This is a genomic window from Coleofasciculus sp. E1-EBD-02 (genome assembly GCF_040218245.1).
Classification (GTDB): domain Bacteria; phylum Cyanobacteriota; class Cyanobacteriia; order Cyanobacteriales; family Coleofasciculaceae; genus Coleofasciculus.
Window position 1 is genome coordinate 1 of the sequence record NZ_JAVJQN010000065.1, and the last position, 18,701, is coordinate 18,701.

The following is an 18,701-nucleotide window of genomic DNA, read 5'->3' on the forward strand; positions in this document are numbered from 1 at the left end:
ATGGATATAAGTCCAAAGGGCAGTTGCGAAAAACCCCTGAGCTTCGACAGGCTCAGCTACCGCGTAGTCTCAGGGGTAGGAAGCAGAAACTCAAATCGTGAGGTTTGGGAATCCCTCGTCTCCGGCGAGGGAGGATGTCAAATTCAGGATAAGTTCACTGTCCCTATCGGTGGAATGGTAGAAATTGATGCGGAGCGAGGCACAATTCGTTTATTAGAATCGGTAGTAATTTGATATATAGCAGTTTAGTCCTGATTAAAATACATTATTGCATTCCACGTTGCTGTAAACGGCTGCCTGTCTACATCTAGTGTTTCTGATCCTTTCCCGAACTAAGCCGCCCGTAACGGCAGGTGCTTGGACTTATCTGCTAAGAAACCCATTAGATTGTGCAAAAATGAGTGGCTGACTGGCTGATCGGTCGCTTCTGGATGGAGTGGTGTCGCGATCGCGTCCACAGATTGAGGACAGGCAGTATGAATCACTAAGGGAATTTCTTCGACCAATCCGACTGTCATTAATCGAAAAGCAATCTGCTGTACCGTTTTTACCGAAAGTCTGAGTTGTTTAGCAATTTCCCTCAAGGACACAGTGCCGCTGGTATACTCCCAGACTTGAGATTCTAAGGCGTTGAGGGGATAACGAGGGTGTCCTGTAACACTGAGCAACCCAGCATTAACATCAGGTAGTTTATCGCTTAGGACATCCCAGTTACGCAAAGAACGTAATCCTAGTAAATTAGCACCTAGGGTATTTAAACTCAAACCCGTCATTCCTAACATGGGGAGTTTAACTTCATGGCTGAACTTAAAATGACCTGTTTTGAGTTGAAACAAGGTACAGGTGGGTTGTAACACTTGGACTTGGAATAACCATTTGATTTGTTGAAGGGTTAACAACCCATGTTTTTGCAGGTATGTACCCAAGGGTTGCTCCTGAGGCAATGACTCACTCAATTGAGTTAACTGACTTCTATCCATCCACTGGCGTTGAGCAATTAACTTGATTAATCCTAGATGCTTTAACTGAGAATCAACTGCCACAATTCGACCGCGATAGACCCAAACATAGCAAACGCCATTGGGGGTGACAGGAGTAGAAACATCAGTATTCACAGTGAGTAAACCCGTATGATGCCCTTTACCAAGGAGCCGAAAAATTTCGGGTAATGAAAAGTCAGTGAGTGAGCCTGTAATACACATTGTTCTTACGTTGATATTAGTTTTGTTATTGAGGATGCAAAGAGTAGGGTAACGCCTTCAAAGTCAGCCTGTTTAGCTTGATCCCGAAAAAAATCTGTAGTTTTTGCTACTCTTAGTTTAATCCCTGATGAAAGTTTCATACAATTGCTTTTTACTAAGTTGTGTTAAGAAAGGAGAATCTTTATTAAATTACAACTCGAAAAGTTGCGCCTCATAACCATTCTCATGTTTTGCTGTCATCCATTTGTACCTAAGACGATTCTTTCTCGGTTAAAGTTTATTTAACATCCTACTGAAGGCAGACAATATTAAAGGTGTTGACCCTGAGCGAAGTCGAGATGTTAAATAGTCGGTCTATCCTTAGCTGGAATGAGGACGATGAAAGAAACAAGGCAGAGTCGAGAATTCTCCTGCCTCATTTCATCTTCCCAAGCGTTTCAGCGGAACATACTCTATTCTCCTACATTCCCGACCGCATGTTCGATTAGCTCAGAGCCACTGTCGATGGCATATCCAACAGTTTCGTGCCACATTCACAACAACATTTATGAGTCGCTGGATTTTCGGTTCCACAGTTAGAACACGTCAGGATAGTGGGTGAAATCGGCTCTGGATTATGAGGGTGCAACCCCATCATGTCACTATTGGTATGACCAGGAGCCACCATGGGATAACAGTCCTCATTGCGGGTAACGCGCACATCTAAAAGCACTGGACCGTCATGGGCAAGCATTTGAGCGATCGCATCGGGTAATGCATGACGTTCAGTTACCTTAATGGCATTAATCCCATACACCTGAGCCAGATTCACAAACTCTGGGGTACCGACTTCCAGATTCGTCGCTTCATAGCGATCGCCATAGAACAAATGCTGCCATTGGCGTACCATTCCCAGCCAACCATTGTTAAGGATGACAATCTTGACGCCAATGCCGTACTGCGCGATCGTACCCAGTTCCTGCATATTCATCTGGAAGCTACCATCACCGCTGATACAAATCACGGGTTCGGAGGGTAGAGCCATTTTGACTCCCACAGCCGCAGGCAAACCAAATCCCATTGTCCCTAAACCGCCACTCGAAATCCAGTGACGGGGCTTATTTTTCAGGAATTGAGCCGCCCACATTTGGTGTTGACCGACATCAGTGGTGTAATAAGCGTGGGGGGATTGACGAGCAACTTCCACAATCACTTCTTGGGGCGAAAGATTCTCCTGGGGATGGGGCAAATCTAAAGGATACTCATCCCGCCACTGTTGTAGGCGATCGCACCACGCTTTCGTCTGATCTGGATCGATACCATTCCCGACTTGATCAGAACGCCGCAACAGGTCAATTAACACCTGACGCACGTCCCCAACAATGGGTACATCAGTGTTCCGATTTTTCCCCACTTCCGCCGGATCAATATCAATGTGAATTACCTTCGCCTCAGCCGCAAACTGTTTCGGCAAACTCGCCACCCGGTCATCAAAGCGGGCACCCAAGGCGATTAACAGGTCACATTCACTCACGGCAAAGTTAGCATACGCCGTGCCGTGCATCCCTAACATTCCCAAAGCCAGGGGATGGGACTCATCAAATGCCCCCTTACCCATCAGCGTCGTCGTTACCGGAATCTGGAAATGCTCCGCCAGTTCCAGAAGTTCTGCCTGAGCACTTGCCGCGATCGCACCGCCACCTACATAGAGTAACGGTTTCTTTGCTGCCCGGATCAAATCTAGTGCTTTGTTAATTTGGTTAGAATTCCCTTTCACCGTGGGACGGTATCCCGGTAGCTTGATCGTACCCGGTTCCACGGGAAAGTAATCAAATTGCTCCATTCCCACATCTTTGGGAATATCAATCAACACCGGTCCCGGTCTACCCGTACTCGCAATGTGAAACGCCTCCGCCACAATCTTAGGAATATCGCGAGCATCATTCACTAAATAGGAATGCTTGACAATTGGCAGCGTAATGCCGAAAATATCAATTTCTTGGAATCCATCCGTACCGATTGCTCCACGGGGAACTTGTCCCGTAATCGCAATCATTGGCACAGAGTCCAAACTCGCCGTAGCTAAACCCGTGACCAAATTCGTGGCTCCCGGTCCGGAGGTTGCCAAACAGATGCCCACTTTACCCGTCGCCCGGGCATACCCGTCAGCAGCATGGGCAGCCCCTTGTTCGTGTCGCACCAGAATATGTTGGAGTTCGCCAGCGGATTCCGCTTGGTAGATTTCATCGTAAATCGGTAGATTCGCACCGCCCGGATAACCGAAAATGTGCTTCACACCATGGCGCTTTAAACTATCAATCAGGGCAAAAGCGCCGGATACACGCCTGACTCTCACAGTTTCAGATTGCACAGCTAGTGCCTCCACTTAAGTCCAACAATTACATGAGGAACGTTACTAATGAGTACTAACCCAAATCTGGGTAAGCGGTTTGCTAATTTGGATACAGCTTAGAGGTTAACCTAATGATTGAGCTTGCTTGGCAAGACGATATTTAATTTTTCATGAAATAACCGAATTAGAAGAAAATTTTATATTTTTTTAAGTTTAATAAGTTTGGCTTGGGTTATAGAGCTTAAATTATCCCTAATAGATGGGTGATAAAACTCACAACTTACCCTGGCGTTTTTCCCCGGCAAATGGAGTCACCTCTTATGTTTTAACTAAATGTGCTTGTGGGGATCGATTGTAGGTTGGGTTGACGAAGGAAACCCAACAAAATTATAGCAGTAGACACATCGATTATGACTTTCCGAACTCTGGTAGAGACGTTGCAGGCAACGTCTCTACCAAATAATGCGTCCTAACCGCTATTACCCATTCTCCGACAGAATCCACTCATTTCATCGCGCTGATTTGAATTGATTGGTGATGTAGGTATCTATTTGTTCAGTAATTTTTGCAAATGTGTCTGAATCCATGCCTTCGTTGGGAGCAAAGAATCTCACTTCTAGAATATACTGTCCGTAACGAGTCCAATAAAACCATAGTTGACAACTATCTAGATGACCCATGGCACAAACAATATGTTCTTGATCAGCCCTAGTGCTTTTATAGTTCCAATTAGAAGGATATCGGTGTTGATAATTACCTTTAAACGTAAAGTTGGGCCACTTATGACTATAGATAATTTCTGGTTTGGAGACAAAGTATCCAATTGTCGCGACAATCGAATGACGGTATTTGAAGATTTGCTGTATGATCTGAGGTGTTGATTGACTGTCCCCATTATTCCATGTTCGCCCCAAGTTTGCAGTTGAGGCAAATCCAGCTCCCTGCTGGCTAGAAAAAGTATCTCTTGTGAGCATCCATTGGACAGTTACAACTCCATTAAATTTGTTATTCCATTGTGTGGGAAATAATGGAGCATTGACCAATAAGCTTTTTAGGGGTATTTTCGGTTGATAATCTAAGGAAAATACGACAAAAATACTCAGCAATAAAGTGGCAAATAAATATCCGATTCGTTTAAGTATTTTTTTTTCATCTTTATTTCCGATTAGTAGGAGATATAACAATATTGACCTGTGGTTCTTGTTGTTGGATGTTGAGATAATTATCTGTGTTATGTCGATTTAGTCGTCTCCTCAGCCGCCTTAGCTACAGGCGCACCTGGGGTTCCGGCTGCGGCTAAAGTCGCGGTCTCTGCTGTCTTTATCGCTGTATCAGAAGCTGTTTTAGCCGATTGTAGAGCCATAGCTACAGCAGCAGGGACACCTCGCCAAGCGGGTAATCCACCAATCAGAACATCGGGACTACCCAGTCCTCCAGTTAGGAGTGGTGGCAGAGGATGGACAACAAAGTCAGTAATTCTAGCTGCGGGTTTACTCATAATCTCTCACCTGGAGGTAAGTTGATTCAAGCCAGCTTACTTCTGTTATTGTAATCGTGAAATCGCTTTAAAGTTTCTTTTCAATAAACATAAGTTGGTTGACAATCCATAACGCTTCCCGATTGCCTTGCTATCGTTTTGAGTCGGGGTGAATTGAGTTACATCAGGGTAAAAAAAAAGTAGAGTGACACCCATCCCGATAAATTTACCAGTTTTTCATCCCCTGCCCTAACCTCAACCAAAAAGGATTGCTATAGTACAGGAAGGATAAATACTGGCATCAGGGGGCAAACCAGGTGATACCATTAGCAGACCTCAAAGCCTTAATTCAACAAACTGAAGCAAAAGGGGGAAGCCAAGACCCAAGTCTGGCGAACTTGTATGCTCAACTCGGACAACTCTATCAAAGCCGACTGGAAAATGGAGAATTTGAGGATTACCAGCACGAACTTGCCCTCGCCATTGAATATTTCCATAAAGCGGTTGACCTGCAACGACGATTGGGGTTAGACACTGACTTAGCGACAACGCTTAATCATCTGGCGGAACTCTACAGAACCCAAGGACGCTACGACCAAGCCGAACCGCTTTATTTGCAAGCCTTAGACATAAGGAAACGTAACTTAGGAGAGAACCATCCTGATATCGCCACCAGCCTCAACAACCTAGCACGACTCTATCACTCTCAGGGACAGTATCCCCAAGCCGAACCGCTTTATCTGCAAGCCTTAGAACTGAGGCAACGTAACTTAGGAGAGAACCATCCTGATATCGCCATTAGCCTCAATGATCTCGCCGCCCTCTACTTCTTCCAAGGACGCTACGAGGAAGCCGAATCTCTTTATCTGCAAGCCTTGGAGTTAAGGAAACGCAGTTTAGGAGAGAACCATCCTGATGTTGCCACCAGTCTTAACAACCTCGCCTTACTTTACTTCTTGCTGGGACGCTATGACCAAGCCAAACCGCTTTATCTGCAAGCCTTGGAACTGAGGAAACGCTTACTGGGAAGGAACCATCCCGATGTCGCCACTAGCTTGAATAATTTAGCAGAACTCTACAGAACCCAAGGACACTACACCCAAGCCGAACCCCTCTATCTGCAAGCCTTGGAAGTGATGAGACGTCTGCTGGGAGATGAGCATCCCGATGTGGCGACTAATATGAACAATCTAGCTGCACTCTATTTCTTCCAAGAACGCTACGAGGAAGCCGAACCCCTCTATCTGCAAGCCTGGGAAATCAGGAAACGCTTATTCGGTGATAATCATCCCGATGTGGCACAAAGCCTCAACAACTTAGCCGGACTCTACTTCTCTCAAGGGCGCCAGGGTGAAGCCGAACCGCTCTATCGCCAAGCGTTGGAAATCTGGCAACGTTTATTGGGCGATACTCATCCGGATATCGCCACGAATCTGAATAATTTAGCATTACTCCACCACTCCCAAGGACACTACGAGGAAGCTGAACCCCTCTATCGCCAAGCGTTGGACTTAAGGAAACGGTTATTCGGCGCGAACCATCCTGATGTAGTGACCAGCTTAAATAACTTAGCATTGCTCTACCATTATCAAGGACGCTACGAGCAAGCCGAACCTCTTTATGTGGAGGTGTTGGATGTGGGTAGGCAATTATTAGGAGAGGAGCATCCCGATGTGTTAACCAGCCTGAATAACTTAGCCGCACTCTATAAAAATCTCGCCGAACTTTATTCCACGCAGGGACGCTACGATGAAGCCGAACCTCTCTATCTGCAAGCCTTAGAGTTGCGGAAACGCTTACTGGGAGATGAACATCCCGATGTAGCCCAAAATCTGAATAATTTAGCCATACTTTACTTCTTTCAAGGACGTCACGACAAAGCCAAAGACTTCTATTCCCAAGCTTGGGAGTTAGGAAAACGCTGGCTAGGGGAAGATCATCCGGATGTGGCACAAAATCTGAATAATTTGGCAGGACTTTATTCATCTCAAGGAGAATATGAATTAGCCGAACCCCTGTATGTCCAAGCGTTGATGATTTGTGAAGAACGACTCGGCGCTAATCATCCGACTACAGCAACAATTCGGAAAAATCTCGATGATCTGCGTGCGGCGATGGGATAATTTTTAGGGGAGATGGGGAAGATAGGGGAGATAAGGGAGATAAGGGAGATAAGGGGGAAAAACGAAATCGACAGACAGCTAAAGAGAATGTACCCTATAGGAGTGGGTGTTGCTACCAAACGCTCCGAATCAGGGATCACTCTTGTCGAATGTGCTTAGGATTGATTCGGATTAACGCGATTCACAATAACTTTGTCATTTTTTTTAGGTGAACTCGACTATAAACTCTTAAACACAACTAACTCTGACTGTAACCGGATGAACCCAAAACACTGGAATTTGGGCATGAGCTGTATAGTCTTAATGTTCTAGAGTATGGCAATCGTCAAAACCGATGAGGTTCACCAAATCGTTCAAGAGCGATTACAAGATTGGAGGTTAATTTCATGATGACGGAGTTGTCTGACCCGACGGTTGATAATGAAAAAACGTATGGCGATTTACTGACAGCGATTCAAGCCAGTCAAGGTAAGTTGAGTGTAATCCTAGCGGTTTGTGATGATATCCATTACCGCAACCAACTGATTGAACGCTATGAAACCGAACTCGCCACCTCTATGCGATCGCATCGTGTTACCTTGGTTAAGGATGACCCGAACCTGAGCCACGCCATTACGGAACTTGTCCAAACCGATGACGATTTACCTCAGGGGGGAAACGCCGTTGTCACCATAACGGGTGCTGAACAACTTCTCTGGCTCAAATTCGACGCCCAGCATTCAGAACAGGAAATTTTTTTCGCCTCTTTACCAGAAACCCAAGACGCCTTATCCGCCTTGGCTTGTCCAGTTGTCCTGTGGCTAACTCACCAACTAGAGAGTCAGCTAAGTCAAAACGCCCCAGAGTTCCAAAATTGGTGTCAAGCTGTCTTTCGCTTCCACTCCCAAAAAACAGCCGCTATTCCCATTCAAAACATTGAGCCATTCCGCCATCTTATCGAAGCAAGCGACGCTTGGGATCAAAACGTATCCGTCTTTCCGGTTGCCGATCTCAACGCCTTGATCGAGTACACCAAAGCCAAACGCGGCGTCAACGATCCGAATTTGGCAACCTTATATGCTCAAGTCGGACAACTTTATCAACGACGCTTAGAACAGGGCGAATCTCTGGATTATCCTCAAGAACAAGCCTTAGCCGTTGAGTATTTGAGTCAAGCCATTGACCGACAAAAAGCACTTGGACTAGAAACAAACTTAGCCGAAACGGTGAATAATTTAGCCGAACTCTACCGACTGCAAGGACGCTACCGGGAAGCTGAACCCCTTTATTTAGAAGCCTTAGAACTCAGAAAACGCTTGTTGGGCGATGCTCATCCTGATGTCGCCACCAGCCTCAACAACTTGGCAAAACTTTACCAGGCTCAAGGACAGTACACCCAAGCCGAACCCCTTTATCTGCAAGCCTTGGATTTGAGGAAACGCTTACTGGGAGATGATCATCCAGATCTCGCTCATAGTCTCAACGATTTAGCCACCCTCTATTTTTGTCAAGGACGCTATGAGGACGCCGAACCCCTTTATCTGCAAGCTTTGGACTTGAGGAAACGTCACTTAGGCGATGATCATCTAGACGTGACAACCAGCCTTAGCAATCTCGGATTACTCTATCATTATCAAAGACGCTACGAAGACGCCGAACCCCTTTATCTGCAGGCATTAGACATCGAAAAACGCTTGCTGGGCGAGGATCATCCGGATGTAGCCACCACCCTGAACAATCTCGCCGCCCTTTATAAGTCCCAAGGACGCTATGAGGATGCTGAACCCCTTTATCTGCAAGCCTTGGACTTGCAAAAACGCTTATTGGGAGACAACCATCCCGATGTCGCCACGAACCTCAACAACCTAGCCGCCCTCTACTTCTCTCAAGGACGCTATGAGAAAGCTGAACCCCTCTATCTCCAAGCGTTAGACATCAGAAAAAGCTTATTAGGAAACAACCATCCCGATGTCGCACAAAGCTTGAATAATTTGGCAGGACTTTATTTCTCTAAAGGACCCAATAACAAAACCGAATCGTTTTATTTGGAAGCTTTAAATATTCGCAAACGCTTGTTGGGAGAGAACCATCCTGATGTGGCAACGAGTCTGAACAATTTAGCTTTACTCTATCATTATCAGGGACACTATGACAAAGCCGAACCCTTCTATCTGCAAGCCTTACATTTGAGAAAACGTCTATTGGGGGATATCCATCCCGATGTAGTCTCCAGTATGAATAATTTGGCATTACTCTATCATTATCAAGGGCGCTACGAGCAAGCCGAACCCCTCTATCTCAAAGTTTTGGAACTCGGTAAACGGTTATGGGGAGAAGATCATCCCGATGTCGCGCTCAGTTTAAATAATTTGGCAGCCCTTTACAAGTCTCAAGGACGGTATGAACAAGCCAAGTACTTAATGTCCAAGCTATGGAATTGAGGATCGTCATTTGTCATTTGTCATTTGTCATTCGTCATTCGTCATTTGTCATTTGTCATTTGTCAGCCGAATTTTACCTTAACAGAGGGTTGACCCTTCGGCTTCGCGGCAATTGAGCCTGTCGAAATTCAGGGTCAACATCGAACGCAGTCGAGATGTTGAAACCATTGCCCATTGCCTATTCCCTATTCCCTCTCCCCACCGCAAGACTTATTCAGCAGACCCTAAATCTACTCCTTCTGGACGGGATCGGGGCGGGTTTAGAGAAGTAAATGGTGAGTAACATCAGTTGGTAGTAAAACCCGCCCCTACAAATGCGCGATCGCACGAGAACCCTGTCTGTATTGATAGCTGCGATCGCACGTCCTATAATTGCCAATGAAACTCAGGATCAACAGATATGCTTGCCAGGGTTTGGAGTGCTTCGCTAGTTGGCATCGATGCGGTGAAAGTCGGTGTGGAAGTCGATGTGTCAGGCGGATTACCCGGAATTGTTGTCGTGGGATTACCCGATACCGCCGTCCAAGAATCGCGAGAACGGGTGAGGGCGGCGTTAAAAAATGCCGGGTTTGTCTTCCCGATGCGGAAAATTGTGATTAATCTCACCCCCGCCGACTTACGCAAAGAGGGACCCAGCTTTGATTTACCCATTAGTGTGGGGATTCTCGCCGCCTCGCAGCAAGTTAATCCTGAATTATTAGGCGATTATCTATTTTTGGGCGAAGTCTCCCTTGATGGCAATTTACGCCCCATTGCGGGAGTCTTACCCATCGCCGCCGCCGCCCAAAGTTTGGGGATTTCGGGGTTAGTTGTACCCGCCGATAATGCCCAAGAAGCCGCCGTGGTGCGTGGATTAGACGTGTATGGATTCCAGCATCTGGCTGAGGTAGCAGATTTTTTGAATCAACCGGAACGCTATTCTCCGGTAACCATGGATGAATTACCCCAATCATCCCCCTCCCAGTTTACAGGCGGAAACTTAAACGAAGTCAAAGGTCAATCCCATGCGCGTCGGGCGTTAGAAATAGCCGCCGCAGGAGGTCATAATTTAATTTTCGTCGGTCCACCGGGAAGCGGTAAAACCATGCTGGCGCGACGATTACCGGGAATTTTACCGCCCTTAAGTTTTGAAGAAGCCCTGGAAGTTACCCAAATTTATTCTGTAGCCGGATTACTCAAAGATAAAGGTCGATTAATCAGACATCGCCCCTTTCGCAGTCCCCACCATTCCGCATCAGGTCCATCATTAGTTGGAGGAGGGAGTTTTCCTCGTCCCGGCGAAATTTCCTTGGCGCACCGAGGAGTATTATTTCTGGATGAGTTAACCGAATTTAAGCGCAATGTATTGGAATTTTTGCGTCAACCTTTAGAAGATGGTTATGTGACCATTTCTCGCACTCGACAATCCGTTTTGTTTCCGGCACAATTTACGTTAGTTGCTAGTACCAATCCCTGTCCCTGTGGTTACTTTGGTGATACCCTGCAACCCTGCACCTGTTCAGCGCGACAACGGGAGAACTATTGGGCAAAACTTTCGGGTCCGTTGATGGATCGAATTGACTTACAAGTTGCGGTGAATCGCCTTAAACCCGAAGAGATTACTCGACAACCCCAAAGCGAAGCGTCAGAAGCCGTAAGGGAGAGAGTCAAAGTAGCCCGCGATCGCGCCCGTCATCGCTTCAACTCAGAACCCACACTGCGCTGCAATGCCCAGATGCAAAGTGGTCATTTGAGACAATGGTGTCATTTAGAGGATAGTAGTCGCAATCTTTTAGAAGGGGCAATTCGCAAACTTGGACTATCTGCCCGGGCAAGCGATCGCATCCTCAAAGTTGCCCGCACAATTGCGGATTTATCGGGGGCTGAAACGTTGAAAACAGCACACATTGCTGAAGCGATCCAATATCGTACTATTGATCGTATGCAGTAACACAGATTACACAGATTGAATTACACTTACCAGAAGACTCAATAGAGAATGACACAGATTGACCCGGAAAACTAAATAATTTCCCCAGCGATCTAATCATCTTCTCCCCATAGAGAACTAACACCTCAGTGTAATCAGTGCGACTAACTTCCGGTTATGGCTGGGTGGGTGATGGACTGTATCTTAGAAAATAAGGTTGTCAAACTTGAAAAATATAAATTTGAACAACTATCACTTTTCTCGATAACCGATGCTTGCTAAAGAATAATTACGTGCCAGATTAAGAGGAGAATTGAAAGTTGGTTTGTAGGGGCGGGTTTTACTGTTATCGGATAGAAATAAACCTAGATATTGAAAAACCCGCCCTTCCCCAAGGTATCATCTATCAGCAAAAGTGTAGGTTGATGGCGCACGTTGGCAAAGGGCGCACGTCGGCAAAGGGCGCACGTCGGTGCGCCCCTACAATGTACGAACCCAATTATTATCATCAAATTAGGGTGATATAATTTCAGTCGCATTTTTGGTATGACTCAATCTTGATAACGAGTAAAATAAAGTATCCTTAGCTCAATCTTTGGGCTAGGGACAAGGTTACAGCTAAATCTAAAATAGTATGAGTGTAGATTTACTGACATTTTTTAAGGCGACAAATCCCGGTCATACGATTAATATCGCTGATCCTGACGATCGCAAATACTATATCGACTTTTCTCCTGTCCGGGGCGGGACGATTATTGAGGAGTTGAAGGAAAATATTACCATATTCTATGCCAATCAGCCAAGTTGTGATTTGTTTACTGGACATATCGGTTGTGGCAAATCCACGGAGTTACTGCGGCTAAAGGCGGAATTGGAGGCGGAGGGGTTCCATGTTGTTTATTTTGAGTCGAGTGATGACTTGGAAATGGCAGATGTGGATATTGCGGATGTGTTACTGGCGATCGCACGGCGGATTAGTCAGAGTCTGGAAGATCTTGCGATCGCGGAACCCCAGGGATTGAAGCGGTTGCTGAAACGGACGGCGGAACTGTTGCAGACGGAGTATGATTTATCGGAGGTGGAGTTGGGTTTGCCGAAAATGCCAGGGGTTCCTGATGTGAAGATGAAGGCGAATGACAAAGGGGCGTTGTCTTTGGCGTTCGGGATTGGTAAGATTACCGCTAAGGCACGAGCGGATTCGGGATTGCGAGAACGCCTGAATCAGTTTTTGGGACCCAAGAAAGCCGAGTTATTAGCGGCGATTAATCAGGAATTGATTGAACCTGCGATCGCGCAGTTGCAACAGCAGGGAAAAAAGGGATTAGTTGTGATTGTCGATAACTTGGATCGGATTGAGGGTCAAACCAAAGGTTGGGGGCGATCGCAACAGGAATATATTTTTATTGATCAGGCGGAATATTTGCAAAAGTTTAATTGCCATGTCGTTTATACCATGCCCTTGGCGTTAAAGTTTGCTGATACCTATGCGCGGTTAACCCAGCGATACAAGGAAGAACCCAAAGTTTTGCCCATGGTACAGGTGCAGCAGGTGGATGGGAGTGACTGTGAGGAGGGGATGAGATTGCTGCGACAGATGGTATTGGCGCGGGCGTTGCCGGATTTGGACGAACAAGGGCGGTTAAGTCGGGTGAATGACATTTTTGATCATCCGGAGAGTTTAGACCGCTTGTGTCGCGTCAGTGGCGGTCATGTGCGGGATTTATTGCAACTGTTGATCCAGTGGTTGAAGAAGGATCTCAAACAAGGGCGGTTGACTCGTGAAACGTTGGAGGGTTTGATTCGTAGTCGTCGTAATGAAATGACGCTTACCATTGATGATCACGAATGGGCGTTATTGCGGAAAGTCCGGGAACGGAAGAAGGTTAGTGGGGATGATGGGTATCAGAAATTAATTTACAGTCGGTTGGTGTTTGAATATCGCGATCGCGGCGAGTCTTGGTTTGATATTAATCCGGTTTTGGCAGAGGCTAAGGAGTTAAGGGGATGAGTCATTTGTCCTTTGTCATTCGTCATTTGTATTTGGGGCAAATCGTTCTAACAATTGCTCACGGGAAAGGGTAGTTAGTAGGGGAGTTAATTCTTGGGAAGGTAATTGTAACATTGATGCGATCGCACTGGCTAATTCGGGGTCAAGTTCTCCAAATCGTACTCTCAGAAACCGTTCTACAGCTTCTTGTCTTGAGGTTTCGTCTCGCATTGGCATATCGCCAAACCACAGTAAGAGTTCCTCTCGTTCAAGGTTAAATAACAGCCGAGTCAACTCCTGAGGGGGTAACTGTAACATGGGCGCGATCGCACTCACTAAGTCTGGGTCAAGTTCCCCAAATCGCACTCGGAGAAAGTTTTCCGCCATTTGGCGTTGTCCTTCAAGTCTGCCTTCAAGTCTGCCTTCAAGTTTGCCTTCTTGTATCCCCTCTCGCTTGCCTTGTTCTAAGGTTTCTTCTTGCCATTTTAAGTAAGCTGGTGATAAGTTCATGAGCAATTCCCTGTCCTGTTCACTTAAATTGTTGCTTTCGTTGATCGTGATACGCCAGTTTGCCAGAATCTGTAAAATTGTCTGCCGATAGGGGTTCTGTTGGGGTAAAGCAACCAATTCATCGATCGCTTGCTTCTGAGTTCCGCGTTTTCCCAAAACCCTTAACCATAGTGTATCTTCAGTGACGGGCAGTTGGTTGATGGCGATTAATCCTGTTTTCAGGAACTCTGGCATAAAATATACACCGTCTCCCCAGTTTCCTGACTGCTTCAGTCTTGCACCAAATCCGTTTAATAATCTTGTGGAACAAGAGGGTGAGAGAATCCACAGGTGGGGCCAATCGGTGTCGGGAAATGAAGTCCGTTCTCGTCTGGCTTTTCGCCGCATTTCACTACGCACTGAGTTTAATTTGCTTTGGCAGTCGAGTACCTCGGCGGGGCTGGGTGGATTGCGGAAGGGTTCTAATAGACAGGCGGTTGTTGCCATTCGTCCCAGTAATCCGAGGTTTTCGGGTGCTGTGGCTGGTGATGGTGTTGGTACAAACCAAACATCAACTTGGCGGATTTCGGGGGATATTTCCCGACTGGTTTCGACGTTTCCTAGAGGGGCTAATAATTCCTCTAGGTATTGCTTGGCAAATTGATCGTGAGGCTTTCGTGTCATTTGAATTTAAAGTGGTAGTGTATTTGTTCAATTTATCGGATCACTCTCTGCTTAATCCCTGATGTTGGATAATATTGCTTAGAATTTGAGGGTAAGTGTTGAGGCGATGATGGCGCTAAAGCGCAACTACAAGCGCAACTACAAGCGCAACTACGAACGAATGAGACGAAACTATGTCGCAGCTACCTGATATTACACCGGAGAATAAGACGGAACTTGAGGAACTGGCGTTGACGCTGGACGCCTTTCAGGGTAAGTTTTTGCTGATTTTTGCCCGATGTAATTATGACAGAGTGCGATCGCGTCTGATTCAATGTCTCCAAGATTCTTCTCCTCTGAACATTCGCACGATTACGCTGAACCCTGATGATACGGCGCTATATCAACGAATTCAGACGGAGTTGCAGGGGGAAATTTCAAAGCCTCTCTCTTCGCAGGAGAGAGGTTTTCCAGATCCTGTGAACAGTCAGGATAAACCGGGGGCGCTGATGGTTTTGGGGTTGGAGTCGGTGCTATCTCTGGAGAGGATGCTGGCGGGGGCGGATTTGGTGCGGGAAGAGTTTCGTCAGCATTGTCCGTTTCCGGTTGTGGTTTGGGTGACGGATTCGGTTAAGTCTCAATGGATGCAGTTTGCCCGAAATTTGGAAAGTTGGGGGGTGAGTAGCCAGTTTACGATTAGCCGTGGGGAGTTGGCGGCGTTTATTAAAGATAAAGCCGATCAATGGTTGGCGGATGGGTTGAATTTAACCGAGACGGAGTGCATTGAACTTAGGGCGGAATTAGAGGCGGCTGAAGGGGAATTACAGGTAGAGGATAAGGGGTTAGAACCGGAATTAGCGGCGGCGTTATTCACAGTATTGGGGGTTTGTCAAGAGCAACAGGGAGATATTCAGGCGGCGATTACTAATTATGAGCAAGCGTTGGTACGTTGGCAGGAATTACAGCGTTTAGAGTATCAAGGCATTGTTTTAAAAGAGACGGTTTATTGTTATTACAGTCAAATTAATACGCTTCAACCTGCGACAATATCCAGTGATTACTATAATCAAATTCGGCAAAAAGTCAAAGATTATCTTCAGCAAGGGTTAACGGCTTTTAATCGGGCGAAACGTCCGGATTTAATTGCTGATTCGATTGGTGTGTTTGGTCAGGTTTTGCGGGAGTTCCAGGATTGGCAACAATTACAAGAGTTGGCGGAACAAGCGTTGGCGTTTGACCAAGGGGAAAATCGACAGGATAAACTGGCGTTGGATTATACGTTTTTGGCGGATGTTGCGTTGGCTAAAGAACGTTGGCAAGACGCGAAGGAGTTAGCGGAAGCGGCGTTAAATCAGGTTGAGGCAATTTCGCTTGGGGAAGAGATAGAGGTAAAACAGAGATGTTATTGGATTAAAGCGCGATCGCAGGTTAATTTAGGTCAATGTTCTGCCGCGATTGAACAGTTAGAAATTGCCCATGGTATCAGTCAACCGTTATCCAATCCTCGGCTTTATTTGGATATTTTAGCGGATTTACATGATCTCTATTGGCAGACAAAAGATTATCTGAAAGCCTTTAAAATTAAGCAGGAACGGCAAACCGTTGAAACCCAATTAGGATTAAGGGCGTTTATTGGCGCCAGTCGCGTTCCATCGATTGTTGGGGCAAACCTCTCTCCAAACCTCTCTCCTGCAAGGAGAGAGGCTTTGAATACTTCACATTTTGTCCTGAATTCTCCACATTCTGTCCTAAATCCTCCCCCTTCCCTCTTGAATACTCCCCCTTCCCTTGCAGGGAAGGGGGCTGGGGGGTTAGGTTTCATCGCCCCAGAAATTATCGCTTCAGGCTGGGAAAAAGATGTGCGAGAATTAGTCGAACGAGTGCAGCGTTCTGATCATAAAGTTATTGTCATTTACGGTTATTCTGGCGTAGGCAAAAGTTCTTTATTCAATGCAGGACTCATACCAACTCTACACCATACTACCGCCAGTGGACAACGCATCATCCCAATTTTGAGCCAAGTTTATACCGATTGGGAACGAGAATTAGGACAGCAATTAACCGCCGCGCTAGAAACACAAAATATTTCTATCATTCAACCCCTTGATTCTAAAACTGCAATTTTAGCCGCCTTGCGCCAGAGTGAAACCCAGCAGGTGCGAATTGTGTTAATTTTTGACCAGTTTGAGGAATTCTTTTTTGTTACCGATGACAAAGGTTGCAAGAATAAAATATTTGAAACTGATTTTTTTGAGTTTTTAGGTCAGTGTTTAGACATTTTGTCCCTGACGGTGATTTTTTCTATTCGCAGAGATTACCTCCATTATTTAGTAGACCAACCCGGAATGGCAAATTATGACCTGTTGAGTAAGAATATTCTCTATAAAATTTCTAACTTAACACCCGAGGAAGCCCAAAACCTAATTGTACAACTCACCGAGCGGTCTAATTTCAAATTGGAATCAGCGTTAATTGAACAACTGGTTAAGGATTTAGCTGGAGATTATAAGAAAGTACGCCCGATTGAGTTACAGGTAGTCGGGGCGCAACTGCAAGCGGAGGGGATTAGAACGTTAGCAGATTATCAACAGTTTGGCACAAAGGAAGAATTAGTGCTGCGCTATCTGGCGGAAGTGGTGGAGGATTGTGGGGAGGAGAATCAGCAAATAGCGGAATTGCTGTTGTATTTGTTGACCGATGAGAAAGAGCGGCGATTGCTGAAAAATCGTGGGGAGTTGGAGGAAGAGTTAAAGGATTTTGTCACGGTAGCGGCGAGTCAGTTGGATTTAATTTTAGAGATTTTAGTGTTATCGGGGTTAGTTTTTGTTGTTCCCGATACCCCCGATGACCGCTATCAGTTGGTTCATGATTATTTAGTGTCCTTTATTCGCCAGCAGCAAGAGCCAAAGATACAAGAAATTATTGCCCAATTGAATCGGGAACGGGAACAGCGTCAGCAGTTAGAGCGGAGTATTAAACGGGTGCGGGGAGAGTTAAGCCTGGTTCAAGGGGAACGAGAACGGGTGATGGTGGAGGTGGAACAAGCGGAGCAAACCAAGCAGGAATTAGCCGCAGAAAATCGCAAAGTTTCGCGGCGGGTGCGTGTGGGTTCAGTGGTATTAGTATTGACAGTAATCAGCGCCGGATTTGCTTTAGCTTGGACAGGTGCAACAGCGAATAAACAAACTGAAGAAGCCCTCAAAGGAACGGAACTTGAACGGCGCGGCACAATAGCCCTACGGCAATTTAACTATACCCAAATTCCGGCATTACTCACCGCCATGGAAGCGGGAAAAGAATTAAAAGCCTTGGTGAAAGAGCGACCGATTAATCAGTATCCCGCCTATAGTCCGCTCTCCGCACTACAACAGATTTTGGATCAAATTCGGGAACGGAATCAACTGCGCGGTCATGAAGATTGGGTTAGGAGTGTCACGTTTAGCCCCGATGGAGAGCAAATTGCTAGCGCTTCGGATGACGGAACGGTGCGGTTGTGGGATAAAAAGGGAACCGAATTAGCTGTCCTGCGCGGTCATGAATCTTCGGTTTATAGTGTCACGTTTAGCCCGGATGGAGAGCAAATTGCTAGCGATTCTGGTGACGGAACCGTGAGGTTGTGGGTTAATAAGGGAGAAGAATTAGCCGTTTTGCGCGGTCATGAATCTGTGGTTATTAGTGTCACGTTTAGCCCCGATGGAGAGCAAATTGCTAGCGCTTCAAGAGACGGAACGGTGAGGTTGTGGGATAAAAAGGGAGAAGAATTAGCCGTTTTGCGCGGTCATGAAGATTGGGTTATTAGTGTCACGTTTAGCCCCGATGGAGAGCAAATTGCTAGCGCTTCAGGTGACGGAACCGTGAGGTTGTGGGATAAAAAGGGAGAAGAATTAGCCGTCCTGCGCGGTCATGAATCTTCGGTTAATAGTGTCACGTTTAGCCCCGATGGAGAGCAAATTGCTAGCGCTTCAAGAGACGGAACGGTGAGGTTGTGGGATAAAAAGGGAGCCGAATTAGCCGTCCTGCGCGGTCATGAATTTTCGGTTAATAGTGTCACGTTTAGCCCCGATGGAGAGCAAATTGCTAGCGCTTCGGATGACGGAAC

10 protein-coding genes and 1 pseudogene are annotated in these 18,701 nt (G+C 46.2%); 6 read left to right on the forward strand and 5 right to left on the reverse strand.

Annotation, left to right across the window (positions count from 1 at the left end; all coding sequences use genetic code 11):
• Positions 1-234: pseudogene (locus RIC07_RS10895) on the forward strand (hypothetical protein); the annotation flags it as partial.
• A 98-nt stretch (positions 235-332) separates the two neighbouring features.
• Here the strand turns inward: RIC07_RS10895 and RIC07_RS10900 are convergent.
• The 4 genes from RIC07_RS10900 to RIC07_RS10915 form a co-directional block, all read right to left on the reverse strand.
• Positions 333-1,202 (reverse strand): DUF4388 domain-containing protein, encoded by an 870-nt coding sequence (locus RIC07_RS10900; RefSeq protein ID WP_446394537.1) that lies wholly within the window; start codon positions 1,200-1,202, stop codon positions 333-335.
• A 484-nt stretch (positions 1,203-1,686) separates the two neighbouring features.
• Complete coding sequence (ilvB, locus tag RIC07_RS10905) at positions 1,687-3,552, reverse strand: biosynthetic-type acetolactate synthase large subunit (protein ID WP_446394538.1); 1,866 nt, start codon at positions 3,550-3,552, stop codon at positions 1,687-1,689.
• Between the two features lie 491 nt (positions 3,553-4,043).
• Entirely contained in the window at positions 4,044-4,718 is a 675-nt protein-coding gene (locus RIC07_RS10910; RefSeq protein WP_446394539.1) for a hypothetical protein, read from the reverse strand.
• A 47-nt stretch (positions 4,719-4,765) separates the two neighbouring features.
• Positions 4,766-5,032 carry a PAAR domain-containing protein gene (locus tag RIC07_RS10915; RefSeq protein WP_446394540.1) on the reverse strand — a complete coding sequence of 89 codons (267 nt, stop codon included), beginning with the start codon at positions 5,030-5,032 and terminating at the stop codon, positions 4,766-4,768.
• A 296-nt stretch (positions 5,033-5,328) separates the two neighbouring features.
• Here RIC07_RS10915 and RIC07_RS10920 point away from each other — a divergent pair, with 296 nt between their 5' ends.
• The 4 genes from RIC07_RS10920 (at position 5,329) to RIC07_RS10935 (ending at position 13,471) form a co-directional block, all read left to right on the forward strand.
• Entirely contained in the window at positions 5,329-7,134 is a 1,806-nt protein-coding gene (locus tag RIC07_RS10920; RefSeq protein WP_446394541.1) for a tetratricopeptide repeat protein, read from the forward strand.
• A gap of 386 nt (positions 7,135-7,520) precedes the next feature.
• The gene (locus tag RIC07_RS10925; RefSeq protein ID WP_446394542.1) at positions 7,521-9,554 is read left to right on the forward strand and encodes a tetratricopeptide repeat protein; all 2,034 of its coding nucleotides are present in this window, start codon (positions 7,521-7,523) and stop codon (positions 9,552-9,554) included.
• Between the two features lie 400 nt (positions 9,555-9,954).
• Positions 9,955-11,484 carry a YifB family Mg chelatase-like AAA ATPase gene (locus tag RIC07_RS10930; protein WP_446394543.1) on the forward strand — a complete coding sequence of 510 codons (1,530 nt, stop codon included), beginning with the start codon at positions 9,955-9,957 and terminating at the stop codon, positions 11,482-11,484.
• Between the two features lie 613 nt (positions 11,485-12,097).
• On the forward strand, positions 12,098-13,471 hold the full coding sequence (locus RIC07_RS10935; protein ID WP_446394544.1) for an ATP-binding protein: 1,374 nt from the start codon (positions 12,098-12,100) through the stop codon (positions 13,469-13,471).
• 15 nt (positions 13,472-13,486) lie between these two features.
• Here the strand turns inward: RIC07_RS10935 and RIC07_RS10940 are convergent, their stop codons facing one another.
• Positions 13,487-14,623, reverse strand: a complete 1,137-nt coding sequence (locus RIC07_RS10940; RefSeq protein ID WP_446394545.1) for a hypothetical protein — start codon at positions 14,621-14,623, stop codon at positions 13,487-13,489.
• A gap of 173 nt (positions 14,624-14,796) precedes the next feature.
• Here RIC07_RS10940 and RIC07_RS10945 point away from each other — a divergent pair.
• A partial coding sequence (locus tag RIC07_RS10945) for an nSTAND1 domain-containing NTPase (RefSeq protein WP_446394546.1) occupies positions 14,797-18,701 on the forward strand: 3,905 nt, incomplete at its 3' end.

Coding starts and splice junctions, on each gene's coding strand:
- RIC07_RS10900 (WP_446394537.1), bottom strand. CDS start 1,202: ATGTGTATTACAGGCTCACTCACTGACTTTTCATTACCCGAAATTTTT.
- RIC07_RS10915 (WP_446394540.1), bottom strand. CDS start 5,032: ATGAGTAAACCCGCAGCTAGAATTACTGACTTTGTTGTCCATCCTCTG.
- RIC07_RS10930 (WP_446394543.1), top strand. CDS start 9,955: ATGCTTGCCAGGGTTTGGAGTGCTTCGCTAGTTGGCATCGATGCGGTG.
- RIC07_RS10935 (WP_446394544.1), top strand. CDS start 12,098: ATGAGTGTAGATTTACTGACATTTTTTAAGGCGACAAATCCCGGTCAT.
- RIC07_RS10925 (WP_446394542.1), top strand. CDS start 7,521: ATGATGACGGAGTTGTCTGACCCGACGGTTGATAATGAAAAAACGTAT.
- RIC07_RS10940 (WP_446394545.1), bottom strand. CDS start 14,623: ATGACACGAAAGCCTCACGATCAATTTGCCAAGCAATACCTAGAGGAA.